General features: G+C 63.3%; 24 protein-coding genes. 11 read left to right on the top strand and 13 right to left on the bottom strand.

The features are described from left to right. The first annotated feature begins 107 nt into the window (after nt 1-107). From ACFOW6_RS00430 to ACFOW6_RS00410, 5 genes are read left to right on the top strand one after another with little or no spacing between them, the layout of a single operon-like run. Complete coding sequence (locus ACFOW6_RS00430; protein WP_382420020.1) at nt 108-2,057, top strand: TonB-dependent receptor plug domain-containing protein; 1,950 nt, start codon at nt 108-110, stop codon at nt 2,055-2,057. 4 nt (nt 2,058-2,061) lie between these two features. Then, nucleotides 2,062-2,910 carry an ABC transporter substrate-binding protein gene (locus tag ACFOW6_RS00425; protein ID WP_382420018.1) on the top strand — a complete coding sequence of 283 codons (849 nt, stop codon included), beginning with the start codon at nt 2,062-2,064 and terminating at the stop codon, nt 2,908-2,910. Nucleotides 2,911-2,912: 2 nt separating this feature from the next. Beyond that, nucleotides 2,913-3,917, top strand: a complete 1,005-nt coding sequence (locus ACFOW6_RS00420) for a FecCD family ABC transporter permease (protein WP_382420016.1) — start codon at nt 2,913-2,915, stop codon at nt 3,915-3,917. A 1-nt stretch (nt 3,918) separates the two neighbouring features. Further along, a complete protein-coding gene (locus tag ACFOW6_RS00415; RefSeq protein WP_382420014.1) occupies nt 3,919-4,728 on the top strand; it encodes an ABC transporter ATP-binding protein in 810 nt (269 codons plus the stop codon). Continuing rightward, nucleotides 4,725-5,645 carry a DUF6925 family protein gene (locus tag ACFOW6_RS00410; protein WP_382420012.1) on the top strand — a complete coding sequence of 307 codons (921 nt, stop codon included), beginning with the start codon at nt 4,725-4,727 and terminating at the stop codon, nt 5,643-5,645. The genes ACFOW6_RS00415 and ACFOW6_RS00410 overlap by 4 nt, the downstream gene beginning before the upstream one ends. 33 nt (nt 5,646-5,678) lie before the next feature. Here ACFOW6_RS00410 and ACFOW6_RS00405 read toward each other — a convergent pair whose 3' ends face one another. Together ACFOW6_RS00405 and ACFOW6_RS00400 are read right to left on the bottom strand one after the other, a co-directional pair. Next, a complete protein-coding gene (locus ACFOW6_RS00405) occupies nt 5,679-6,965 on the bottom strand; it encodes a serine hydroxymethyltransferase (protein ID WP_382420010.1) in 1,287 nt (428 codons plus the stop codon). A gap of 16 nt (nt 6,966-6,981) precedes the next feature. After that, complete coding sequence (locus tag ACFOW6_RS00400) at nt 6,982-7,782, bottom strand: phytanoyl-CoA dioxygenase family protein (RefSeq protein WP_382420008.1); 801 nt, start codon at nt 7,780-7,782, stop codon at nt 6,982-6,984. Nucleotides 7,783-7,904: 122 nt separating this feature from the next. Here ACFOW6_RS00400 and gcvA point away from each other — a divergent pair, with 122 nt between their 5' ends. Then, a complete protein-coding gene (gene gcvA, locus ACFOW6_RS00395; RefSeq protein ID WP_382420006.1) occupies nt 7,905-8,804 on the top strand; it encodes a transcriptional regulator GcvA in 900 nt (299 codons plus the stop codon). Between the two features lie 94 nt (nt 8,805-8,898). On the opposite strand, the gene ACFOW6_RS00390 is transcribed toward gcvA, so the two are convergent. The 4 genes from ACFOW6_RS00390 to ACFOW6_RS00375 all read right to left on the bottom strand — a co-directional run bounded on the left by ACFOW6_RS00390 (nt 8,899) and on the right by ACFOW6_RS00375 (nt 11,239). After that, nucleotides 8,899-9,120: a hypothetical protein gene (locus ACFOW6_RS00390; RefSeq protein ID WP_382420004.1), complete on the bottom strand. Its 222-nt coding sequence runs from the start codon at nt 9,118-9,120 to the stop codon at nt 8,899-8,901. Nucleotides 9,121-9,212: 92 nt separating this feature from the next. Continuing rightward, nucleotides 9,213-9,605, bottom strand: a complete 393-nt coding sequence (locus ACFOW6_RS00385) for a dihydroneopterin aldolase (RefSeq protein WP_382420002.1) — start codon at nt 9,603-9,605, stop codon at nt 9,213-9,215. Between the two features lie 24 nt (nt 9,606-9,629). Then, entirely contained in the window at nt 9,630-10,388 is a 759-nt protein-coding gene (locus ACFOW6_RS00380) for an SDR family oxidoreductase (protein ID WP_382420001.1), read from the bottom strand. Beyond that, the gene (locus tag ACFOW6_RS00375) at nt 10,385-11,239 is read right to left on the bottom strand and encodes a glycosyltransferase family 2 protein (RefSeq protein WP_382419999.1); all 855 of its coding nucleotides are present in this window, start codon (nt 11,237-11,239) and stop codon (nt 10,385-10,387) included. The genes ACFOW6_RS00380 and ACFOW6_RS00375 overlap by 4 nt, the downstream gene beginning before the upstream one ends. A gap of 282 nt (nt 11,240-11,521) precedes the next feature. Here ACFOW6_RS00375 and ACFOW6_RS00370 point away from each other — a divergent pair, with 282 nt between their 5' ends. Then, nucleotides 11,522-12,277, top strand: a complete 756-nt coding sequence (locus ACFOW6_RS00370; protein WP_382419997.1) for a ChaN family lipoprotein — start codon at nt 11,522-11,524, stop codon at nt 12,275-12,277. A gap of 83 nt (nt 12,278-12,360) precedes the next feature. Continuing rightward, complete coding sequence (locus tag ACFOW6_RS00365; protein ID WP_382419995.1) at nt 12,361-12,891, top strand: YgjV family protein; 531 nt, start codon at nt 12,361-12,363, stop codon at nt 12,889-12,891. A 34-nt stretch (nt 12,892-12,925) separates the two neighbouring features. Here the strand turns inward: ACFOW6_RS00365 and ACFOW6_RS00360 are convergent, their stop codons facing one another. The 6 genes from ACFOW6_RS00360 to ACFOW6_RS00335 all read right to left on the bottom strand — a co-directional run bounded on the left by ACFOW6_RS00360 (nt 12,926) and on the right by ACFOW6_RS00335 (nt 17,361). Continuing rightward, nucleotides 12,926-13,702, bottom strand: a complete 777-nt coding sequence (locus ACFOW6_RS00360) for a carbon-nitrogen hydrolase family protein (protein WP_382419993.1) — start codon at nt 13,700-13,702, stop codon at nt 12,926-12,928. A gap of 136 nt (nt 13,703-13,838) precedes the next feature. Then, nucleotides 13,839-15,215 (bottom strand): glutamine synthetase family protein, encoded by a 1,377-nt coding sequence (locus ACFOW6_RS00355; protein ID WP_382419991.1) that lies wholly within the window; start codon nt 15,213-15,215, stop codon nt 13,839-13,841. A gap of 83 nt (nt 15,216-15,298) precedes the next feature. Then, entirely contained in the window at nt 15,299-15,766 is a 468-nt protein-coding gene (locus tag ACFOW6_RS00350; protein WP_382419989.1) for a RidA family protein, read from the bottom strand. Between the two features lie 140 nt (nt 15,767-15,906). Continuing rightward, a complete protein-coding gene (locus tag ACFOW6_RS00345) occupies nt 15,907-16,404 on the bottom strand; it encodes a DUF2155 domain-containing protein (protein WP_382419987.1) in 498 nt (165 codons plus the stop codon). Further along, the gene (mlaD, locus tag ACFOW6_RS00340; RefSeq protein ID WP_382419985.1) at nt 16,391-16,909 is read right to left on the bottom strand and encodes an outer membrane lipid asymmetry maintenance protein MlaD; all 519 of its coding nucleotides are present in this window, start codon (nt 16,907-16,909) and stop codon (nt 16,391-16,393) included. The genes ACFOW6_RS00345 and mlaD overlap by 14 nt, the downstream gene beginning before the upstream one ends. 41 nt (nt 16,910-16,950) lie before the next feature. Further along, entirely contained in the window at nt 16,951-17,361 is a 411-nt protein-coding gene (locus ACFOW6_RS00335) for an NADH:ubiquinone oxidoreductase subunit NDUFA12 (RefSeq protein ID WP_382419984.1), read from the bottom strand. Between the two features lie 139 nt (nt 17,362-17,500). On the opposite strand from ACFOW6_RS00335, the gene ACFOW6_RS00330 reads away from it, so the two are divergent. From ACFOW6_RS00330 to ACFOW6_RS00320, 3 genes are all read left to right on the top strand, one after another. Further along, the gene (locus ACFOW6_RS00330) at nt 17,501-18,538 is read left to right on the top strand and encodes a DUF6352 family protein (protein WP_382419982.1); all 1,038 of its coding nucleotides are present in this window, start codon (nt 17,501-17,503) and stop codon (nt 18,536-18,538) included. An 8-nt stretch (nt 18,539-18,546) separates the two neighbouring features. Beyond that, nucleotides 18,547-19,446: an EamA family transporter gene (locus ACFOW6_RS00325; protein WP_382419980.1), complete on the top strand. Its 900-nt coding sequence runs from the start codon at nt 18,547-18,549 to the stop codon at nt 19,444-19,446. Between the two features lie 167 nt (nt 19,447-19,613). Continuing rightward, a complete protein-coding gene (locus tag ACFOW6_RS00320; RefSeq protein WP_382419978.1) occupies nt 19,614-23,327 on the top strand; it encodes a vitamin B12-dependent ribonucleotide reductase in 3,714 nt (1,237 codons plus the stop codon). 53 nt (nt 23,328-23,380) lie between these two features. Here ACFOW6_RS00320 and aat read toward each other — a convergent pair whose 3' ends face one another. After that, the gene (aat, locus tag ACFOW6_RS00315) at nt 23,381-24,046 is read right to left on the bottom strand and encodes a leucyl/phenylalanyl-tRNA--protein transferase (RefSeq protein WP_382419976.1); all 666 of its coding nucleotides are present in this window, start codon (nt 24,044-24,046) and stop codon (nt 23,381-23,383) included. Nucleotides 24,047-24,059: the final 13 nt, after the last annotated feature.

Raw genomic sequence — 24,059 nt, 5'->3', positions numbered from 1 at the left:
GGGCGGGGGTTCCTGGTGCCGGACGAACCGCAGATCCTTATCTGAAAGCTGCGGAGAGACCTCGTTCGCGGTGACGTGCCACTGGCAAATCGCCCGAGGTCCTTGAAATGCTTTCAGTCTTTTCCGGCCGTCCCGGCCGTCATTTCCGCTTCTTCAGTCTTGCGCTTCTGTCCTTCGCCAGTCTCGGGGCTCCGCCCAGCCTGGCCCAGGATGAATCTTCCGAGATCCTCCAGGAACCGCTGCAACTGGATGATATTTCCGTAACTGCAAACATGGTTCCCACGGAGAAAAGCAAGGTGGGCAGCTCCGTGACGCGCTTCACGGGCGAGGAGCTGGAAGAACGCCGGACCCGGCTTGTGTCCGATGTCCTGCGCGAAGTGCCCGGCGTGGCCGTCAACCGCACCGGCCCTGTGGGGCAGTTGACCCAGGTGCGCATTCGCGGATCCGAGGGCAACCAGACGCTGGTCCTGATCGACGGCATGCGCGTCAACGACCCCTCGGCGGGCTCGGAGTTCGATTTTGCCCATCTTCTGGCCGAGGAGGTCGAGCGGGTCGAGGTCCTGCGTGGCCCGCAGAGTGCGCTCTATGGTTCGGACGCCTTGGGAGGCGTCATCAATATCGTGACACGCAGCGGCTCACGCGAGCCCGAAGCGCGGATCAAAGCCGAGGGAGGCTCCTTCAATACGGCATTGGGCCATGCCTCCTTCAGCGACGGCGGCGAGAAATACGACTATATCGTCAGTGGCACCGGCTTCCGTACCAAGGGCACCTCGGTGGCGGACAAGCGCAACGGTCATGACGAAGCCGACGGCTACGAAAACCTGACAGGCTTCGCGAAGATGAACCTGAGGCCGGTGGACAATTTCGAATTCTCCTTTGTCGGGCGCTTCGTCGATTTCGACTCCCAGGGGGATGAGGAGATCGCCGGGGTTGGCGCTGTCGACGGGGACGGCAGTACGGAAGGCACTCAAGTCTACACCCGGGCCCAGGGACGTCTGAACCTGCTGGACGACAGGTGGGAACAGACGCTGGGACTGTCCTATGTCCGTCATCGGCGGGATTATCTGGACGACGGCGATGTCACCAGTCACTACGAGGGCGAGACCCGGCGCATCGATTACCAAAGCGATTTCTCCTTCGAGACCCCCAGCCTGCTCGACGCCTCACACGTGGCGACCTTCGCAATCCAGCACGAGGACAGAGCCGCCATCTCGGAGAGTGCCTTCTCCACCTTTGATCGTGATATCTCCTCCACCGGCTTCGTCGGCCAGTATCAGGCAACCCTGTTCGAGAGACTGACGCTGACGGGCAGTTTGCGCCATGATCGAAACGAGTTGTTCGAAGATACGAACACCTATCGCGCCACGGCGGCCTTCTCGATCTTCGAAACAGGCACGAAACTGCGCGCCTCCTATGGGACCGGCGTCAAGAATCCGACCCTGTTCGAACTTTATGGCTACACGAATACCTATCGCGGCAATCCGGACCTGGAGCCGGAAGAGGCCAGGGGCTGGGATGTCGGTTTCGACCAGAACTTCTGGAACAGCCGTGCGATGCTTGATGCGACCTATTTCGAACAGAGGATCGACAACCTGATTCAGGGGACAGGAGAGAGCTCGATCAACCTGTCCGGCGAGACGAAAGTGCGCGGCGTGGAACTGGGACTCACGGCCGAGGTTCTGGAGAACCTGACCGCTCGCGCCTCCTATACCTATACCCATGGAGAGGATGCGGCGGGCGAGGAACTCGTGCGCCGACCGAAGCACCTGGCCAGCCTGAACCTGAACTACCGCTTTCTGGAGGACCGCGCCAATCTCAACCTGGGCGTGATCTACAACGGCGATCAGAAGGATTGGGCCTTCAATTCCGATTGGACGCGCCGGCCGGTGGATATGCAGGACTATGTCCTGGTCAATCTGGCTGCTTCCTATCGGCTGAACGAGAACGCCGAGATCTATGGCCGCGTGGATAACCTGCTGAATGAGGAGTATCAGGAGGTCTATAGCTACGGAACGCCGGGCCGTGCCGGGTATGCCGGCATACGCCTGAGGTTCTGAGGCGATGCGGGCGCGCTTTCTCCCTCTCCTGTTACTTCTCCTGTGGGCGGGCACGTCTGCATCCGCGGATGCAGATGCCCCCTCACGGGTTGTCTCGCTCAATCTCTGCGCCGACGAACTGGTGCTCAGGCTGGCGGACAGGGAGGATGTGGCGTCGGTCACATGGCTCGCGCATGACCCGAGCATTTCCAATGTGGCCTGGCAGGCCTCCCAGGTAGGGGTCAATCATGGCCTGGCCGAGGAAATCGTGCCTTTGGCGCCAGATCTCGTGTTTGCCGGGGTTCATACCACGCGGACCACTGTTGCTTTCCTGAAAGGCGCGGGAATTCCGGTGGTGGAACTGGGCGTGCCGCAAAGCCTGGACGCGGTCTATGCCCAGATTCAAAAGGTCGCCGCGGCGTTGGGACAACCCGAAAGCGGGGCACGCATGATCGTTGAGATGCGCCGCGGGTTCGCGCGGCTAGAGGCCGAGGCGGGAAAGGGGAATGCGGGCGCCTTCGTGCTGCGGCCCAACGGCTATACGGTCAGTGACGGCTCGCTCGTGGACACGCTTCTGGAACGGGCTGGACTGGTGAACCTGGCGGCGCAGCGCGGGCTCGACATCTATGGGCAGATTCCGCTGGAAACCGCCCTTCTCTCCGGGGCCGAGGTCCTGATCGTCGATGCTAATTCCCATGGATCTCCCTCCATGACCAGCCAGCTCCTGCATCACCCCGCTCTTGAGGGGGCGACTCACAGGCTGGATATCCTGCGCCTGCCGTCACGCCTGTGGAACTGTCCGGGCCCACGCCTTGTCGAGGCCGTTGAACGGCTGGCCGGGGCCGCTTCCAGAAGCCAGGACAGGGAGCCGTGACAATGAAGGTGCCTGGACAAGACCGCACGCGTGTGCTCACCGCCGGACTGGGCCTCCTCTCCCTTATGGCCTGCGGTCTCTCCATCGGGCTTGGCTACGCGTCGTTCGACGTGACTGCGGCGTGGCGTGACGTCCTGGCGGGGAAGGAGACCATTCCTGCGCTTGTCCTGCTCGAGATCCGCCTGCCGCGCGCCCTGTTGGGCCTGTTGGTCGGCTTCTCGCTGGGACTGACCGGAGCGGCCATGCAGGGGTTGCTGCGCAATCCGCTGGCGGAGCCGGGCGTTGTCGGTATTTCCGGCATGGCCGCGCTGGGGGCAGTGGGGGCCTTCTATTCGGGGATCGCCGGGGCTTTCTCGCTTGCCCTGCCGCTGGGCGGCATTGCCGGGGCATTTGTCGCCACGCTTCTGCTTTATCTCCTGGCCGGGCGGGGCGCCAGCACCACCACCTTGATCCTGGCGGGCGTGGCCATCAATGCCTTCGCCGGGGCCATGACCTCGCTGGCGCTCAACCTGTCCCCCAATCCCTATGCGGCGACGGAAATCGTCTTCTGGTTGATGGGCTCGCTCGCCGACAGGAGTCTGTCGCACGTCTGGCTCGTACTGCCGCTCATGCTGGCGGGCTGGGGACTGATGCTGGGCGCGGGTCCCGCGCTCGACGGACTGACCCTGGGTGAGGATACCGCGCGCAGCCTCGGGTTCCATCTGGGCCGCGTGCGCCTGCAACTGATCGCCGGCGCGGCCCTGGCGGTGGGAAGCGCCGTCGCGGTCAGCGGGGCCATCGGTTTCGTCGGGCTTGTCGTGCCGCATCTGCTGCGCCCCCTGGTCGGCCATCGAGCAGGGCGTCTGTTGCTGATTTCGGGCTTTGGCGGCGCCTTGCTGACACTCGGCGCGGACAGCATGATCCGTGTCATGCCAATCCGCCCGGAACTGAAGCTCGGTGTCGTCACCGCCATCATCGGGGCACCGTTCCTTTTCAGCCTGATCTGGCGCCTGCGACGGGAGGGATAGAGTGAAGATCGAGGCCAACGCCATAACGCAGTTTGCCGGCCCTCGTGCCATCGTGGATGGGGTCGACCTGACAATGGAGCCGGGCATGATGACGGGCCTGATCGGGCCCAATGGTGCGGGCAAGACGACCCTGCTGCGCATCCTGGCCGGCATTCAGCAGCAAAGCCGGGGAAGCGTGCACTACGACGGATGCGCCAGCAGGGAATTGAGCTTGCGCTGCCTGGCACGCAAGGTTGCCTTTCTGGCGCAGGCCGGGGAGGTGAATTGGGCCTTGACGGTGGAACGCCTGGTCGAACTTGGACGCTTGCCGCATCGAACATTAGGAGTGCCGGGCCAGGTGGATGCGGCGGCGGTGCACCGGGCGATGCAGGCCACCGAGGTCCTGGAGTTGCGCCAGCGGATGGTGTCCACCCTGTCGGGAGGGGAACGGATGCGTGTCCTGCTGGCCCGGGCGTTGGCCGTGGAAGCGCGCGCGTTGCTGGCGGACGAGCCGGTGACCGCACTCGACCCCTATCACCAGATTCATGTCATGGAATTGCTGCGCCAGCAGGCGGATTCAGGCATGACCATTGCCGTGGTGCTGCACGACCTGACCCTGGCGCATCGCTATTGCGACCGGCTGGTGCTGATGGATGCCGGGGTGGTGCTTGCCGAGGGGCCGCCGAGCGAGGTGTTGAGCGATGCGAACATGGCCTCCGCCTATGGTGTGCACCTGCAGCGGGGGCAGGGCCCCGGTGGGGAATTCGTCCTGCCCTGGTCCTGCATCGACCAGCCCACCACAAGCAAGGAAGCGGAAAGGAAAAGCGCATGACGGAGTCCGAGCCTGTCTTCAATCTGCTGGAAGAACATCTGCTCGATCCAGGAGCGGGCTGGAGTGTGGGGTCCTTCGGGGCCATTGGGGAATTCATGCGCGACCCGAAGGAAGCGGTGGATATCCATCAGGGCGAGGACGCTCTCTGCGCGGTGACGGCGCGCGGCGGCCTGCGGCTTCAGGACGACCCGGAACTGCGTCCTGTGGCCTACGAACATGCCAATGCCAGAAGCCATTCCTGGTCCCAGGCGGTGGCACTCTGTCTGCCCGAAGGCAAATGCCACATGTCTGCAAGGTCGGTGCTGAGCGAACTTGGGCCCGACGCGGAAGCGTTGCGAGAGCAGGATCGCCAATCGGTGCTCTTCGACCTGGGACTGAGCCAGGTCCAGGTGGATGTCTGCGTGCGTTGCAAGGATGAGCAGCTGATTGCGGACCTGCGCAGCCAGGCGGGGCGCTCGGTGCTGGAGGCGGACAATCCGGCAATGGGGCGGATCGTCTCGGCCAGCCCGCATCGCGTCTTCCGGTCGCGATTTGCCAGGGCCGAGGTGTACCAGCCGATACCGCCAGCCGACGGTCGCAGCCCCGAAGGGCCGCATACCCATATCCTGCCGAAGCTGTTGCGAAGCAGGCGGACCCACGCGGCGACGGCCCCGATTCCCAAGGGATGGGTGCCTGCGGCGCATCTCTTTCCCGCCCATCCCGCAAAGGATCTCATGGGCCGCCCGACGGAGTTCGACGCAGGCAGGCACACGCGCTTTCAGGAGTTGCTGGAGCAATATGGCGTGGCGCACCTGCAGGAGTACAAGCGGCGGATCCTCCAGGCCCTGCATGCCGGGCAAGAGCCGCCGATACCCTCGGGGCGCTTCGAAAAGGCCGTTCATCGGGTCACGATGAGGCAGCATGCCATGGCCGCTTGAGGGCGCGCCGGCCGGCGTTTCGCCGGTGCCGTCTCAGCCATAGATCGGGAATCTGGCCGTCAGATCCCGGACCTTGGCGTAATACGCGGATTCGAGCGGCGCGGTGTCGTTGCCGGTACGCAGTCCATCCAGAACATCCGCGATCCAGTGCCCGAGGCGTTGAAATTCCTCTTCCCTGAAACCGCGTGTGGTCCCAGCCGAGGTGCCGAACCGCAGTCCTGAGGTCACTGTGGGCTTTTCGGGATCGCCGGGAACCGCGTTCTTGTTGCAGGTGATGCCCGCACGATCGAGGCTGTCGCTGGCGACATTGCCGGTCAGCCCGGTGCCGCGAAGGTCGACGAGGAGGAGAGTTGTGTCACTGCCCCCCGTTACCACGTGGTATCCCCTGTCCATGAGCGCTGCAGAAAGTGCCTTGGTATTGGCGACCACCTGTCTGGCATACGTCCGGAACTCGGGCTTCAGGGCCTCGCCCAGGGTGACGGCCTTTCCGGCTATGCCTTGCAGATACGGTGTTCCCTGAAAGCCGGGAAAGACGGTCGCATCGATGCGACGGGCGATCTTCTCGTCATTGCTGAGAATGATGCCCCCGCGCGCCCCGCGAAGGGATTTGTAGGTCGTCGCCATGGCGACATCCGCATGGGGGAAGGGGTTGGGATGGGCCTTGCCCGCAACGAGACCGGCGAAGTGGGCCATATCCACCAAGAGATAGGCGCCCGCCTTGTCCGCCATGGTTTGGAAGCGTTCGAAGTCGATCGTGCGCGAATAGGATGAGCCGCCGGCGATGATCAGTCTTGGCCGCTGTTCCTCGGCGAGGCGTTCGGCCTGATCGTAGTCGATCCGGCCATCCTCCTGCTTGACGCCGTAAGAGACGATCTCGAACCACTTGCCGGTGATATTGACCGCGGCGCCATGACTGAGATGCCCTCCGGCATCGAGCGCCATCGACAGCACGGTGTCGCCTGGGTTCAGAAGGGCCATGAAGATCGCGTCATTGGCCTGACTGCCGGAGTGGGGCTGGACGTTCGCGAAACGGCAACCGAACAGCGTGCAGGCCCGTTCAATGGCCAGCTTCTCCAGGCGGTCCGCGTTCTCCGCACCGCTGTGATACCGGCTGCCCGGATAGCCTTCCGTGGACTTGTTGGTCATGATCGAGCCCTGGGCCTCGAGAACGGCCTGGCTCACGTAGTTCTCCGAAGCGATGAGCTCGGCCACGTCGCGTTGGCGGGTGAGTTCGGCGTCGATCGCCTGAGCCGCCTCCGGGTCGACCTCGGATAGGGCACTCGTGAAGTAGCCCGAGTGGAGGATGGAGGTATCATCCATGACTTGGCTCATCATTCTACTCCGCTGCTGCAGCTTGCCGGAACAGACAGTCGTCGGGCAGGCATTCGATCGGCGTGAAGTCCTGTTCGTGGATATAGTCGGGACGCCAGAACCGTGTCTGCTTGTTGGAGACCGGATTGGCGATGGCCGAGAAGATCCGCCGGGGCCATGGCGACATATTGGGGGGCGAGCCGTGCACCATGGTGTCACCAAAGATCATCGCCGTACCAGCGGCGCCGGTCGCGGCAACGATCCGGTCGCCGGCATCATGCACCAGCTTGGCGACCTTGTCGTCGTCGACCACCCAGAGCCGGTAGCTCGTGGTCTCGGTGTCAGGATTGGCCCCCACCGGACCGGCCTTGTGGGAGCGCGGTATGAACCAAAGGGGACCGTTGAAATGGTTCACGTCGTCCAGGAAAACATGAAGATTGAGGGCGAGCGGTTCCGGGACGCCGTCATCCTCATGGTGGGTCGCGAAATCATAGTGCCACTGCCAGACCTCACCCACGAACGCCGCCTTAACGTTCACTTTGAGCTGTTGTATGTACAGGTCATCGTCCTGCAGGATCTGGCGCGCCGGTTCGATCAGCCGGGGATGCCTGGACAGGTCGGAAAAGGCCGTGTTGCGCCGGTGCAGGGCGAAGGCCGTTCGCGTCTCTCCACTCTGCTTCTCTCGGATATTCTCGGGACGCTCTTCCTTGAACAGTGCCTCCTGGTGCGCGCGCAGGATATCGATCTCCGGCTTCGAGAAGAGGTTCGGAAGGATCAGGAACCCTTCCTCGTGAAACTGTTGAATCTGCTTGTCGCTCAGCCGCATGTCCACTCTCCCGTTCGCGATCTGCTGCGCTTTCATTCCTGACAGCTTGTCATCTGCCGCGTTTGCCTTAAACAAAGCTTTCATGTAGCCTGACTAAGAAATTCTTAGGCAGGACTTAGCCAATGACTCGCAAGCTGCCCCCATTGAATGCCCTGCGTGCCTTTGAGGCGGCAGCACGCCTGCAGAGCTTCCAGGAAGCGGCCGAGGAGTTGGGCGTGACCGCGGCGGCGGTAAGCCAGCAGGTAAAGACCCTTGAGAATGTGCTCGGCGTAAAGCTTTTCCGCAGGTTCCATCGCGGGGTAGAGCTGACCCAGCCCGGGCGGGTCTATCTTGAGAGAATTGCGCCGGCCCTGGACTCGATCGCCTCGGCCACCGACGAGCTGACGCGCGTGGAGCATTCAGCGATCGTGCGCGTTACGGCCCTGCCAGGGTTTGCAGAGCAATGGCTGGTTCCGCGACTGTCCCGGTTTCGCAAGACCCACCCGGAAATCGAGCTGATCCTGTCCACCGATGCAGAGGTCGTGGACTTTCGGAGTACGGACTGTGATGTCGGATTGCGATGCACGGAGGGCAACCATCCAGGCCTCGTTGTCCGGGAACTGTTCCGCGACCGGCTCTTCCCGGTATGCCACCCGCGCCTGGCTGAAGAGTTGCAGGGCCCGGCCAGTTTGATGGGCCAAACCCTCTTGTATGACCAGCACTGGCATGACGATTGGCGCCACTGGCTGGAGCATGTCGGACACCCCGCGTTCGAACGCTGTGAAAGCATTGCGTTCGGTCTTTACAGCATGGCTGTGAACTCCGCCGTGAACGGATTGGGTGTCTTGATCGGACACGACTCCCTGATCGACCGGGAGTTGGCGTCTGGCGCCCTCGTGCGCCCGTTTCCGGAGGACGTTCCGGCAAAGTGCGCGCATTACGTTGTCTGGCCGACCTGGGTCGAGCGACGCCCCAGTGTTCTGGCGTTTGTCTCCTGGGTTCTTGCTGAAGCCCGTGAGACTCGTCAGCAAGTCGCAGGCTAGGCGAGTCGTTCGATTACGAGAACTGCTGAATCGCTGAAATCGTAGGCAATGACGATTTTCGCGGCGGGTAAATCCCAGATCGGGGACGCTGGTCTCAGCCGCGTTTGCGGACCTGGCCGTCCCGTCCCGGATTCCAGCGACGCTGGCGTCTGGTCTGCTCTTCTGAACCGTTCTTTTCCGCGGGGTGTTGGCGGGAGGTTTGCCGCATGGCGCCGACGAATTCCTTCATCCGGCGTTTGAGTTCCTTGCGCTCTTCTTCGGACATCTGCGAAACCGTCTTGCCCGAAAGATCCCTCTGCCGGATATCGTCCTGCATGATGATGACTCCACCATGGTCGCTGCCACTGCGAATCATAGTGTAACAGCAAAGTTAACAGCGGGTGAAGAGCCGACTGTTAATAGGCTGTCTCAACTTGACGTGCTCCGGGTTCTGTAGAATTCGATGCCGGCAGCGCCGACATTCCAGTAGATATCGGGTTTACGCAGACGTACACGACAGGAGACCACGCGTGTATCCTGGAAGCAGACATCGGCCAGTTCCTCGGCCAGGGTCTCCAGCAGGTCCGTGTGCGATCGCTCCTGCCAAGTCATCAGGTAGTCGTAGATGCGGTTGTAGTCCAGGACGTCATTGATGGACGTGCCTTCATGGCGTTCCTGCCGCATATAGCAATCCACATCCACCAGCACGCGCTGACGCTTGTCCGGGTGACGTTCCCAGTCCTCGATGCCGACCTTCAGGTTCAGCAGGACATCCTGAAGGAACATACGCGTGTGGCCTGTCTCATCGGCCGAAAAGGACATGAATTGGCCCCTCCTTTCCTGGCGTTATGGGATGTGCCGCGAGGCGTGACTGTCGAGCGGGTGCTCCTGATAGCGCTCTCCCCCGTCGACGAAGAGAGTTTCCCCCGTGACCGCCGGCGAGTCGAGCAGATAGCCCAGGGCCCGTACGATGTCTTCCGGCCCGGGGCCCTGGCCCAGCAGTGTCTTGCGTTGCGCCGTACGGAATTCGTCCTCGCTTTGACCATTGCTGGGCAGGGTCAGGCCGGGGGCAATGGCGTTGACGCGGATCCACGGAGCCAATGAGCGGGCCAGCATGGCGGTCATGTCGGACAGGCCGCACTTGCTGAGCGTATAGGTGAAGAAGGTACCTGTGGGCGCGGCTACGCGCTGGTCCAGCAGGTTGACGATGCAACCCCGGCTGCCCTCAGGTAGTTGGTGGACGAGAGCCTGGGAGAGCAGGGCCGGCGCGCGCAGGTTGACGCCGAGTTGCCGCTCCCACTGAGGCGCCGTGAAATCCTCGAGACTGTCTTCCTGATAGAGCGCGGCATTGTTGATCAGGCAGTCGACAGGTCCCTGGGCCTCCAGGGCCTGCGCCATCAGCTGGGCTGGTGCTGACTCCTCCGCCAGGTCTGCGCGGAGCACAACGGCGGTACGGCCGGCCTGGCGGCAAAGCTCAGCCACGTCTTCGGTCGCCTCGGTGGAGTGGTTGCAATGCAGTGTCAGGTCATAGGCACGCTCTGCCAGCGCCTGGGCCATGGCCCGGCCCAGGCGTTGGCCGGCGCCGGTGATCAGGGCATGCTTCATGGACTGTCCGCTTTCAGCTCCGGGCTTTTCGCGTTGTCGGTCATGTCGAGGAATTCCTCAAGCGTGCGACAGCGGCCCTCCGCCATGTAACGTGCGAAGACGCGATTGCCGCGCAGGTTGTCCTGGAATTCGCGGTAAGCGGCCTCCCGGACCGGATGCGCCAGGGCGATACGCCCGTCTTCCAGGCGCTGAAGAATATCCAGGTATCCGCGTTCGGCACGGGCAGCCGTGTCGGCCGAATGGGTCATGGAGCCGTTCGTCTTGTGATAGAGATACAGGCCGTCTGGATGCGCGTGAAAGGTCTCTGCACGGGTGAGAAGCTCCAGGTTGAAGAGGACGTCGGCGCAGAAGGCCACATCCGTCCACCCTGGTCCGGCCAGCTCACGCCGGAACAACGGGAAGAGCGGAATCCTGGGCGAGAGGATATCCTCGGCCGTCAGCGGGAAAGGGGCCGACACCGTCGGGAAGGGCTGTTTGTAGAAACGGCCCTGTTCATCGTGGACTGCGGTGTTGTCGACGGCAGCGCCGTGAGCGTCCGCCAGGGGCAGCAGGGTCTCCAGGCGCCTGGGAGCGAAGGCGTCGTCGGCGTCCAGGCAGGCCAGGAATGCTCCTTGTGCGGCGGCCAGTGCGGCATTCCGGGCCGGCCCGTCGCCGCTGCCGCAGCCGCCGGTGAAGACCTGCCGGATCCGCGGGTCGCTTTCCCCCAGGCCCGCCAGGTAATCCACGCCGTCATCCGAAGCGATGATGACCTCCCAGTCCTGGAAGGTCTGGGCGCGCACGCTGGTTACGGCCCGGGCAAGTGTCGCCTCGGCGCGATAGGCCGGCAGGATGATGCTGACGACGGGTGACAAGAAAGACCCCATGGACGCAGGAACGCTGTTGCTGGTTATATACGTTGCGGGGCAGGGCTGACCAGTGGAGTCGTTGCGCGTTCCATGGAGCCAAACCTGCTTCAGGGCCTGTCGGGGCGACGGAAAGAATGCTCCCGGAGGCGGGCCCGCTCATCCCATCCCCGTTCAAGGTGTCCCATGCATACCCCTCTGAATATCCTCAAGACGAACCTGGCGGCTGTCGTTGCTTTGCTGCTTTTGCCGACGCAGGCGACCGGGCAGGACCGTCTGTCGGAGGATTTCATGAAAGCGGCCCGAGGGGCGGATATCGTCATTCTGGGTGAAGTGCACGACAATCCGCGGCACCACGAGATCCAGGCTCAGGCAGTGAAGGATCTGCAGCCGGAAGCCCTGGTATTCGAGATGATTCCCGAAAAGCACGAGGCCGCGGTCAACCGTCTGCGCGAAGAGGGCGCATCACGCGCGGAACTGGCCAGCGCCTTGAATTGGGAGGAGAGTGGCTGGCCAGATTTCGCGTACTACGCCGCTATCCTGGAGGCTACCCCCGAAGCGCGGGTTGTCGGTGGCGAACAACCGATCGAACAGGTCCGCGCCGCAATGACCGAGGGGGCCGCGCAGGTGTTCGGTTCCGAGGCGTCGACCTATGGACTGGACGAACCCCTGGGACGGCAGGCGCAGGAGGCGCGCGAGCAGCGGCAATATGAGGCCCACTGCGAAGCGGTTCCGAAAGAGATGCTGCCCGGGCTTGTCGAGGCGCAACGGCTCCGCGATGCCGGACTGGCCGATGCCGCCCTGCGGGCGCGGGCCGTCACCAACGGCGGCCAGGTGGTCGTGATCACGGGCAACAGGCACGCCAACCTGCATAGCGGAATCCCCGAGGCGCTGCGCTTTGCGGCCCCCGACCTCGAGCTTGTGACCCTGGGGCAACTGGAGGCCGAGCCGGAGCCGGACGCGCCTCCACCCTATGATTTCCATCATGTCAGCGCTCCGCCGGACCGGCCCGATCCCTGCGCTGAGTTCAGGGAAAGTGTCGACTAGATTCGGAACCTCTACAGCTTGCCTCTTCCCTCTGACTGTGATCTCTGCCTTTAAGGACAGTCGGAAACCGATTTCGGGAGCAGATGATTCAGCCGCTGATTGGCCAGATTGTGGGCCTGATGGCCCTGGGACTTTGTATTGCCGCCTTTGCGAACAAGCGCGACGACAGGCTGCTGTTCATCCTGATCCTCGCGAATGTCGCCTTCGCGACGCAGTTCTTCCTGCTCGGTGGCTGGGTGGCCGGGGCGATCAGCTGCCTCATCGTGCTGCGCATCCTGCTGCTCCGGCGCTTCAAGAAGAACTGGTTCGTGATGGGTGCCATGCTGGCGGCGACGGGAACCGCCGCCTTCCTGACCTGGCAAGGTCCGCTGGATACCGTCCCGCTTCTGGCCGGTTTGATCGGAACCTATGCCATGTTCATGCTGGACGGTATCCCGATGCGTGTCATGCTCGCCTTTGCTGCAGCCTGCTGGCTGCTGGCGAACTATCTGACGGGCTCTGTCGGTGCCTTCATCGCGGAGGGACTGATCCTGATCACCAATGCCATCACGATCTACCGCTTGCACCTAGACGCGGTCAGGGATCCAGGCCGGCAGGAAAGCGCAAGCCGCTGACAGGCGAAGGCGCCAGGGTCAAGTGAGGGTGTCCTCATTCCGGCACATAGCGCGGATAGGTGTCCTTGCTGTTACGTGCGAAATCCAGGTCGATCCCGGCCGTTGCAAAAGGCGATTCATGGCTCGTACGGGCCAAGACGTTTCCTTCCGGGTCGATGATCCAGCCCAGGCCGCCACAATTGGCTTTGTCGCCCGGCGGGCACCAGAGGTTGGAGGACAGGCAGTAAGCACCCGAACACACGGCCGCTGCCTGGCCGCCGGCAAGCCACTTTTCCGTCGATTCATGCGGGGTGACCCTGGGGATACAAAGAAGTTCCGCCCGTGAGGCCGCGTAGTGTCGGGCCCATTCGAAGAACCACATCTCGGTGCAGATCTGGATGCCGATCCGCATGCCGAGGGCCCGGGCCAGATCGAAACGCTTTAGGCCGCGATCGTACCAGTGGTGTTCCCAATAGCCGTCCTCGTCAGGAAGATAGTACTTTTCCCGGACTCCGACCGCGTCGTCCGTGTCCTGGCTCCAGATGTAGGCTTCGTTTCTGCGGCTTCCCTGAGCATTGACGATGGGTCTGGTTCCCAGCACGGCTCTGACGTTCAGTTCGGCAAGCCGTGATATCCGGTGCTCGTGCGCTTCCACGGAAGCCATCCATTTCGACGCGTCAGGCGTCTTTTCGGCCGCCAGCCAGGGGCTGAAGCACAGCTCCGGCAGAAGCAGGAAATCGCTCTCTTCACGTTCGATGTGGGCGGCCAGATCTGCAAGACCGTCGTGGAGACGACCTTCTCTCGGATCGAGTTCGCAAACCGTGACTTTCATTCTGTCGGACCTGGTTTTGGACGGGAACGGATTTGCATCTTCCTGCTTCTTGTCAAACGGGCGCGCAGCGGCAAGGTTTCAGCCGTTCCTCTGCTCGGAACACCGTGCGGCGCTGCACTGAGCTTATTGAATAAAATCAGTCTGTCTGCAGGTACCACTCGTATTCCTGGGGCGAGATGAGCCAGTCGAATTCGTCGTATTCGGCTTCCTTGCACTCCGCATAGAGGGAGGGATAGTCCGCGCCCAGGTAGTCGGGCAGGATCTTGGAGCGCCGCATCTTCTCGATGGCGCGCCGCGGGCGCATGGGCAGGACCGTGTCGAATTTCTCGCTGGCGTTGCCCTCGTGAGGCGTGCCGGGATCGATCTCGTTGACGATGCCGTGATGCATGCCGGCCAGCATGCTCGCCAGGGCCAAGTAGGGGTTGGCGTCGGCGCCGGCGACCCGATGCTCGATGCGCCGGGCGTTGGCCGGGCCGAGCGGGACGCGCATGGCCACGGAGCGGTTCTCGAAGCCCCAGCTGCGCGTGACCGGCACGAAGATGTTGGGGGCGAATCGCCGGAAGGAATTCACGTTGGGTGCCAGGAAGGCCATGGACTGAGGCAGCAGGTCGAGCAGACCGCCGATGGCATGGCGCAGCATCGGGCTGGAGAGGTCCTCGCCGCCGTCCAGGACGTTGCGTCCATCCTTGTCCAGCAGGCTGACGTGCATGTGCATGCCCGAGCCGGCTTCCTCCGGATAGGGCTTGGCCATGAACGTGGCCTTGTGCCCGTGACGGCGGGCCACGCCCTTCACGGCGCGCTTGAACAGCACGCAGTCGTCGGCGGCCTTCAGGGCATCGTCCACGTGGCGCAGGTTGATCTCGAACTGGCCGGGCGCGTACTCGGCGGACATGGCGCCGGTGGGAATGTTCTGCGCCTCGCAGGCGCGGCTGATGTCACGCAGCAGGCCGGAGAAGCCGTCCACCTGTTCCATGCCATAGACCTGGGTTCCGGATTCCCTGAGGCCCGTCAGGGGGGAGATCGGCGGTTGTGGCGCATTGCCCTCCAGCCGTTCACGATCCAGCAGGTAGAACTCCAGCTCGAAGGCGACCACGGGGGTCAGGTCCAGCTCGCGGATTCGTTCCAGGACACGCGCCAGGATGTTTCGCGGCTCGAAGTAGAGTGGATCCCCCTCGGCGTTCCGGAAGGTCAGCAGCAGCTGCGCCAGCGGTGTGTTCGACCAAGGTACCGGCACCAGCGAGCCCGGTAGCGGATGGGCGGTGCAGTCGGGATCCCCGTCGCTGAAGCCCTTGCCGCCCGGGTCGTGGCTGTGCCCCATGGTGTCCAGCATGAAGACCGAAGCCGGGAAAGCGACGCCGTCCTGCATGACCTTTTCCAGGTCTTCCACGGGATAGCGTTTGCCCCGGATGACACCGGAAAGATCGGCCAGCAGGACGTCGACGGCTTCGGTTTCGGGATAGCGCTCCAGGAAGGCGGCGCTTTCGGAGGAAGAATTGGCGGAACTGTCCGGCATGATGATCGCATTGTTGTGAAACCTGCGATTATCTTCGCCTGACAGCCCCGCAATAGGCAATGCCTGTCTGGTGGAGGAGGGGGCTAGTCGATCTCGGCGATGGCGTCGACCTCCACCGCCGCGTCGAGCGGCAGGGCGCCGGCGGAGACAGCCGCACGGCAATGACGGCCGGCATCGGCGAAGACCTCTGCCATCAGGTCGGACGCGCCATTGATCACCTTCGGCTGGTCCTTGTAGCCGGCGACGGAATTGACGAACCCGCCCAGGCGGACGATGCGTGTCACCCGATCCAGGTCTCCTTCGCAGGCGGCCTTCAGCTGGGCAATGACATTGATGGCGCACAAGCGGGCGGCAGCTTGCCCGTCTTCGAGCGAAACCGACTCGCCAAGCCGGCCATCGTACTGCAGCTGCCCGTCCTTGAGTGGCAGCTGGCCGGAGATGAAGACGAGGTTACCGGTCACCACGAACCCCACGTAGTTGGCCACCGGGCTTGCCGGTGTGGGAATGTCGATGCCCAGTTCCGTCAGGCGTGCGTCCACTGTTCCGACCATGCTGTTTGCTCCTTGCTGTGATTTGAAACGATTTGAGCGAAGCGCAGGCTAGGAAGAAAAACATGGCCCGACAAGCGCCCAGGCGACCGATCGCGCGGCAGCTGCGCCATCCGATGCCGTTGCTGGGACAGCAAGGTGGATCACTGCTCTTGCGTCTGCGGCGTTTGTTCCGGTTCGGGTTGTGCCGGATCGCCCGCCTCGGTCAGGCAGTCCTCGACCCAGACGTCATAGACGGGATGTTCCAGGGCCGAAACCGCCGGGGAGGAGGCATACATCCAGCCGCTGAAGACTTCCTGACGTGGTGAATTCACGGGAACCTCCTCGATTTCCAGGAAGGCGACCGATTCAGGCTGCTCTTCCGGACGGGTCTTGCGGCAGGTGCGCGCCGTGATTTCCAGGGAGCCGAAAGTGACGGTTTCGTCCACGGGCGCCTCGAACGTCGAGATGCGGGCCGTGATCTTGTTGAGCCCCTGCAACTGGGCCACCGGATAGGGTTCTCCCAGGGGCTCGCTGTTCCCCTCATCCTGGGCCTGGGCAAGGCCTCCCAGGAAGACCATCAGGCAGGCCGCCAGGCACAGGTGCACAGCATTGGGGAAAAAGCGGACGGACATGCCGGGCACCGAGTCAGAGTGGATCATCGAAGGGATTATCTCCGGAGCTGCCGCTGCTTCCCCCGTTACTGCCATCCTGGCCGCTGCCGCTGGCGCCTCCGAAGACGAAGCGTCCGATAAGGTCCATGAGATTCATGGCGCCCTGAGTGTACTGGATACGCCCGCCGGGCTCGATATTCTCCTCCGCACCGCCGGGCGAGAGGGATACGTAGTTGCTGCCCATCAAGCCGTCGCCGGTGATCTTGGCCGAGGTATCGGCGGGCAGCTCTACGTCGTCCTTGATGGACAGCGTCACACGGGCAAGGAAATTCTGTTCGTCGAGCTCGCGGGAAACCACCGAGCCTACGGGTACGCCGCTCATGCGTACTTCGGATCCGGTGCTGAGTCCGCTGGCGTCGTCGAATTCCGCTACCACCCTGTAGCCCGACGAGGCGGTGGAGAAGTCACTGGCATTGAACGCAAAGACCAGGAATGCGGCAGCGATCAGGAGGACCAGGCCACCCATGACGGTTTCTATGATGTTTCTGCGCATGCTGCCTGTCCCTGTCTGTCAGAGCGCGAATCCGGCGCCGATCACTCCGGCGTCCAGGGCTCGTAGTCGGCTGTCGTGTGCGGGCGGTGGCCACCGCGCAGTGTATGGCCGGGCGGGCGATAGGCCGTCTCGCTGCCCGTGGGGTTGGGGATATGGCCCTTCATCCAGGGACGCCGCGGAATGCCGTCCTCGGGCGGGATTTCGTCAGTTGTATGGTGCAGCCAGGCATGCCATTCCGGGGGCACACGGCTGGCCTCGTCTTCTCCGGCATAGATGACCCAGCGCCGCTCGTGGCGCAGGGAATCCCGATGCACATGGCCACCCTTGCGAGCACGATAGTAGCGGTTGCCCGCTTCATCCCGTCCGACTTCTTCACCATGTCGCCAGGTGAACAGACGTATGGCCATTCCTGTCATTGATGAAATCCGATTCCGTTGCCAGTAATCCTGCATGCGGGTACACCCCGCGTGTGGCGGAATATAGGCGTTGCATAACCCCCACGTCCAGACCCGCATTGCCGGGGCAATCCTTTCGCTTGCCGCAAGGCAGTCCTTCACGGCATCTTGGGCCCGGTAAGAGGAAAGGATAAGCATGCCGGACTTTTGGCGAGATTCAGGCTACCACCTCCTCGAGGAGACACCCGAAGGGCGCCTGACGATCAGCGACGACTTCCTGCGCGCCTATCTCATACGCCCCGAGATGCGCCCGCCCCAGGAGGCCTGCAAGGCCGAACGCCACCTGCATGCCGATCTGCTGGACAGCCCGCGCATGGCCGTGACGCAGGAGCGCCTGGACGCGCTGGCAGATCCCGATGCCATCGACAACTACCGTGTCTGGACGGCCTATCGCGACCGCCTGCTGGAAGCGGAGACCCTGGAAGAGGTCTACATGGGAATCTTTGCCCCGGATGATCGGGCGGCCAACGATTCCGATATCTTCCCCGTGCCGCCCATCTTCATCGATCACCTGTCCCATGTGATCCAGCGACATATCCTTGGGGAAGAAGCCGATCCACTGGCGGTGCGGGCAGCCGAGCTGTTCTTTCGGGAACAGAAGGTCACCCTGCGCGAGGGACAGATCCTGCTGGCCGATTCCGATACCGTCGAGATGTACGCCACACAGGAGAGCACGGTCTCGCTGGGCAACCTGCTGGCCCAGTCAGAGGGGCAGGCGCGCTCGCTGGAACTGGATGTCCTGTCGCGGGAGAACGCCGATATCTACTGGGAGCGGGACACGCGCTACGATACCGTGCTGCGCGTCGATTTCGGCAGTCCGGGGCTGGATGCCTTGTGCCGGACCCTGGAGAAATGGGTCGCGCACTTCCTGGACATCGAGGTGAAGATCCAGCCCATTCCGGAGATCAAGGACGAGTCCTGGGTCTGGTATGTCGGTCTGGATGCGGAGTCCACGGGGCTGTTCAACACCCTCTATCGCGGGCAGGAGGCCAGCGAGGAGCAGATGTACCGACTGCTGTGCCTGTTCCGGGCAGAGTTCTCCGACAGCAGCGTGATGCTGCCACAGGTGGCCGGACGTCCCGTCTACATGGCGCTCAGCATGGACGAATCCGGCGGCTTGCGCTTCAAGCCGCAGAACCTGCTCTACAATCTGCCGCTCTCGGCCCGGGCATGAGCAAGGCCATGGCGGGAGAGGGGACGGCCACTCTGTGGGCCGGCCGGACGGCCGCGCTGATCTCGGCCCTCTGGCTGGGGTGCACGACGACCCTGGCCTGGCTGGTCTATGATGCCGGCGGGGCGCCCATGACGCTCGTCGTGCTGCGTTTCATCTTCGCCATTGCCTTCTTCGCGGTCATGCTGCGCTTCAGCAGTGGCGGCCTGCGACTGCCGCGCCAGGATTTCGGACGCCTCCTGGTGGTGGGGCTCGCCATTTCCGGCATGACGCTCGGCTACATGTCCTCGGTGGCCTATATCCCGGTCAGCCTGGCCGCCCTGATCTTCTTTACCTTCCCCCTGATGATCGCCGCCCTGACACCCTGGATCGACCGGATGCCGCTGGGCCCAATGCAGGTATTCGTCTTCGCCCTGGCCTTCACCGGCCTGGCCATGACCCTGGGTCCCGACCTGGCCAAACTTGACTGGCGGGGCGTGGCCTGGGCGCTGTTTGCAGCCGTTTCCATCACCTGCCTTCTGTTCCAGTCGCGCGAGCTGATGACCCGCCACGATCCCTACCTGGTCCTGATGATCGCGAACCTGGTGGGACTTGTCGTCTGCGGCAGCTGGCTGCTGACAGCCGGACAGGTGCAACTGCCCTCGGGCACGCTGGGCTTCACGGCCTTCGTACTGGTCGGCATCTGTTATATCCTGGGTGTGACCTTCCAGTTCCTGGCCGTGCGCAAGGCCGGGCCCGCCGACTCTGCGCTCTTCATGAATCTGGAGCCGGTGGTTTCGGTCGTCCTGGCCATTGTCGTGATTGGCGAGAGCCTCTCCTGGCAGCAGCTGGGCGGCATTTTCCTTGTCTTCGCGGCCCTGGTTCTGAGCAGTCTTTCACGACGCCGGATGTCACGTTCCGTCCAGGCCTGACGGCATGGCCTGTCAAGTCAAAAAGAGGGTATAAGACCCTCATAAATCTGGTGACGACAACACCATTCTGTGTTTCACTTTGAAGTCTATCACAATATCTGGTGCCGATGACTGTGCGGTGGCGCAGACAGGACGGACTCGGCACAGCGCAAAGGGGGACTAGAGGTATGCGCGTTGTCCGGCATTTTACCGAGGAAGGGAAGGACGTCTACGAGGGTCTTCCGTTCCGCAAGACAAGCAGCGAGATCCGCAATCCGGACGGCTCGACGGTGTTCCACGCCAGCGATATCGAGGTGCCGGCCGACTGGAGCCAGGTGGCCTGCGATATCCTGGCCCAGAAGTACTTCCGCAAGAAGGGTGTGCCGCTTCGCCTGAAGCGCGTGGAAGAGCCGGATGTGCCCGAATTCCTCTGGCGCAGCGAGCCGGACGAGGAGGCCATGGCCGACTTCGATCCGGACAGCCGCTACGGCGGGGAAAGCCGGGCACAGCAGGTGTTCGACCGGCTGGCCGGAACCTGGGCCTACTGGGGCTGGAAGGGTGGCTATTTCGACACCGAGACAGATGCGCGCGCCTTCTTCGACGAGCTGCGCTACATGCTGGCCACCCAGCGCGTGGCTCCCAACTCGCCGCAGTGGTTCAACACCGGACTGCACTGGGCCTATGGCATCGACGGTCCGGGGCAGGGGCACTACTACTGCGACTATCGCACCGGCGAGTTGAAGCGCTCGCAGAGTGCCTATGAGCATCCGCAGCCCCATGCCTGCTTCATCCAGTCAGTGAACGACGACCTGGTGAACGACAACGGCATCATGGACCTCTGGGTGCGCGAGGCGCGGCTGTTCAAGTACGGCTCGGGCACGGGCACCAATTTCTCGCATATCCGCGGCATCAACGAGCCGCTGTCGGGCGGCGGCAAGTCCTCGGGCCTGATGTCCTTCCTGAAGATCGGCGACCGCGCGGCAGGCGCCATCAAGTCCGGCGGCACGACGCGCCGCGCGGCCAAGATGGTCACGGTGGATCTCGATCATCCGGATATCCAGGACTACATCAACTGGAAGGTCACGGAAGAGCAGAAGGTAGCGGCCCTCGTCACCGGCTCCAAGCTGTGCAACGAGCATCTCAACGCCGTCATCCAGGCCTGCCATTCCATGGACGGCGAGGACCGGCTCGATCCCAAGGCGAACCCGGCGCTGAAGGCCGCCATCAAGGCGGCGCGTAAGGTCAATATTCCCGAAAACTACGTGCAGCGCGTGATCCAGTTCGCCGGCCAGGGCTACAAGGGCATCGATTTCCGCGTCTACGACACCGATTGGGATTCCGAGGCCTATCTCTCGGTCAGCGGCCAGAACTCCAACAACTCGGTGCGCATACCCAACGACTTCATCGAGGCGGTGCTCAACGACGGTGAGTGGCAACTGCGCCAGCGCACCGACGGCAAGGTGGCCGACACCCTGGCGGCCCGCGATCTCTGGGAACAGATCGCTCATGCGGCCTGGGCCTCGGCCGATCCGGGCGTGCAGTACGACACCACCATCAACGACTGGCACACCTGTCCGGAATCCGGGCCCATCAACGCCTCGAACCCCTGTTCGGAGTACATGTTCCTGGATGACACGGCCTGTAACCTGGCTTCCTTGAACGTGATGAACTTCCGCTACGAGGACGGGCGCTTCGACGTCGATTCCTATCGTCATGCCGTGCGCCTCTGGACCATGGTCCTGGAAATCTCGGTGATGATGGCTCAGTACCCCTCGCCGCAGATCGCCCAGCTGTCCTACGAATACCGCACGCTCGGGTTGGGCTATGCCAACCTGGGAGGCCTGCTGATGTCCATGGGCCTGTCCTACGATTCCGAGGGCGGTCGTGCCATGGCCGGTGCGCTGAGCGCCATCATGACCGGCGTCTGCTATGCCACCTCGGCCGAGATGGCGCGCGAGCTGGGTCCCTTCCCGGGCTATGAGAAGAACCGGGAGGCCATGCTGCGGGTCATCCGCAACCATCGCCGGGCTGCGCACGGAGAGAACGAAGGCTACGAGAAGCTGCAGGTCGCTCCCGTGCCATTGGACAAGGCGCGCTGTCCCGATCCGGCATTGGCAGTGGCGGCAGGAGAGGCCTGGGACGAAGCCCTGGAGTTGGGCGAGGCGCACGGCTATCGCAACGCCCAGACCACAGTGATCGCGCCTACTGGGACGATCGGTCTGGTCATGGACTGCGACACCACCGGCATCGAGCCTGACTTTGCCCTGGTGAAGTTCAAGAAGCTGGCCGGCGGCGGCTATTTCAAGATCATCAACCGCACAGTGCCGGCGGCCCTGGCGCACCTGGGCTACAGCGAAGCCCAGATCGAGGAGATGATTTCCTACGCCGTGGGCCACGGCACCCTGCGTGGCGCGCCGGGAGTCAATCCCGAGAGCCTGAAAGCCAAGGGGTTCACCCAGTCGGCCCTGGAGGCGCTGGAAAGCTCCCTGGGCAGTGCCTTCGACATCAAGTTCGCGTTCAACAAGTGGACGCTCGGCGCCGAGTTCTGCCGCGAGGCTCTGGGCTTTACCGACGAGCAGCTGGACGACCTCGGCTTCGACATGCTGGGGGCTCTCGGCTTCACAAGGCGGGAGATCGAGGCCGCGAATACCTACGTCTGCGGCGCCATGACCCTGGAAGGTGCACCGCACCTGAAGGACGAGCACCTGCCGATCTTCGACTGCGCCAATCCCTGTGGCCGGATCGGCAAGCGCTCTCTCTCGGTGGAAAGCCATATCCGCATGATGGCGGCGGCCCAGCCCTTCATCTCGGGGGCGATCTCCAAGACCATCAACATGCCGAACCACGCCACCGTCGAGGACTGCAAGGACGCCTACATGCTGTCCTGGCGCCTCGGCCTGAAGGCCAATGCCCTTTATCGTGATGGCTCCAAGCTCTCGCAACCGCTGTCCAGCTCGCTGCTGTCCGGTGACGAGCAGGAGGACGAGGAGGAGCTGCATGAGCGTGTGGTCGAGGCACCGCAGCCGGAACGCGCCTCGCTGGTTGCCGAACGGGTCGTGGAGCGCATCGTCGAGCGCGTGGTCCAGCGCGAGCGTCTGCCGCAGCGGCGCAAGGGCTATACCCAGAAGGCCGTGATCGGCGGCCACAAGGTCTATCTGCGCACCGGCGAGTACGAGGACGGCAAGATCGGCGAGATCTTCATCGACATGCACAAGGAGGGAGCCGCCTTCCGCAGCCTGATGAACAACTTCGCCATCGCCATTTCCATCGGCCTGCAGTACGGCGTGCCGCTCGAGGAGTATGTCGATGCCTTCACCTTCACGCGCTTCGAGCCCTCGGGCATGGTGGAAGGCAACGATGCCATCAAGATGTCGACCTCGGTGCTGGACTACATCTTCCGCGAACTGGCGATCAGCTATCTGGGCCGCAACGACCTGGCGCATGTGGTGCCGGACGACACTCTGCCCGATGCCACGGGGCGCGGTGAAAACGAAAGCCAGGGGCAGAGCCAATCCAGCGAGGCTGTCATGCAGGAGCAGGCGGCCGAGGCCGTGCGCCAGACCGTCGAACGGGTGGCCTCCCGCGGCTATGTGCGCAATCGGCTGACTGTCTTATCGGGCGGAGCTGGTGGCGCAACGGCCGCGGCGGTGAATACGGATGCCCTGGCCGAGGAGGAACAGCAGGTTGCGCCGCAGGCCTATAGCGGCGGGCCGGGGGGCAGCGACTCCCAGCTGGCAGGCAGTGTCAGCCGGGAGATCGACAGCCGCATCGAGCAGAGCCGCATGGCGCGCATGAAGGGGTACGAAGGCGACCCCTGTGGCGAATGCGGCAACTTCACGCTGGTGCGCAACGGCACCTGCATGAAGTGCGATACCTGCGGCGGCACCAGCGGCTGTTCCTGATCGTCTCTGGACCAGTCAGGGCATTCCGCGAAGCGGCTGAGGGGAAGAGCCTCTCAGCCGCTTTCGCGTTTCAGTTCCTCGAGCAGACCCGGCAGCTCCTCGGGGTCGATCTCCTCGCATAGGACAGCATTGTCCTTGAGCGCGCGGGACAGGAGGGCCTTGTAGTGTTCGCGGGGAATCTCGATGCCGCCGAACTGCCGGAGATGGGGCGTGGTGAACTGGGTATCCAGCAGGGTGAAGTCGCTTCTGCGCAGGCGCAGGACCAGATGGATCAGGGCTACCTTGCTGGCGTCGCTGCAACGGCTGAACATGGATTCCCCGAAGAAGACCGTGCCCAGGGAGACGCCGTAGAGGCCGCCTACCAGGTATGGCCGGCCCGCCTCGTCGCTTTGCCAGCATTCGATGGAGTGGGCCATGCCCATGCGGTTGAGCTCGGTATAGAGCTGCTTGATCGTGTCGTTGATCCAGGTCTCGGGCCGGTCCACGGCCGGCTCGGCACAGGCGCGTATGACCTCGGGGAACGCCTGATTGCAGGTAACCCGAAAGTCCTGTCTCAGGATGCGACGGCGCAGCTTGCGGGGAACATGCACGGCATCGAGCGGCAGGATGCCGCGCATTTCGGGGTCAATCCAATGCAGTTCCTTGGCGGAGCTGTTCTCCGCCATTGGAAAGATGCCGAGGGCATAGGCCCGCAGGAGCATGTCGGCCGTCAGTTGCATGGGCCAATTTTAA

The sequence above is a fragment of the Fodinicurvata halophila genome (assembly GCF_042651425.1).
Lineage (GTDB): Bacteria > Pseudomonadota > Alphaproteobacteria > Kiloniellales > DSM-21159 > Fodinicurvata > Fodinicurvata halophila.
The sequence above is the reverse complement of the archived record's forward strand: the minus strand, read 5'-3'. Positions and strand labels throughout refer to the sequence as shown.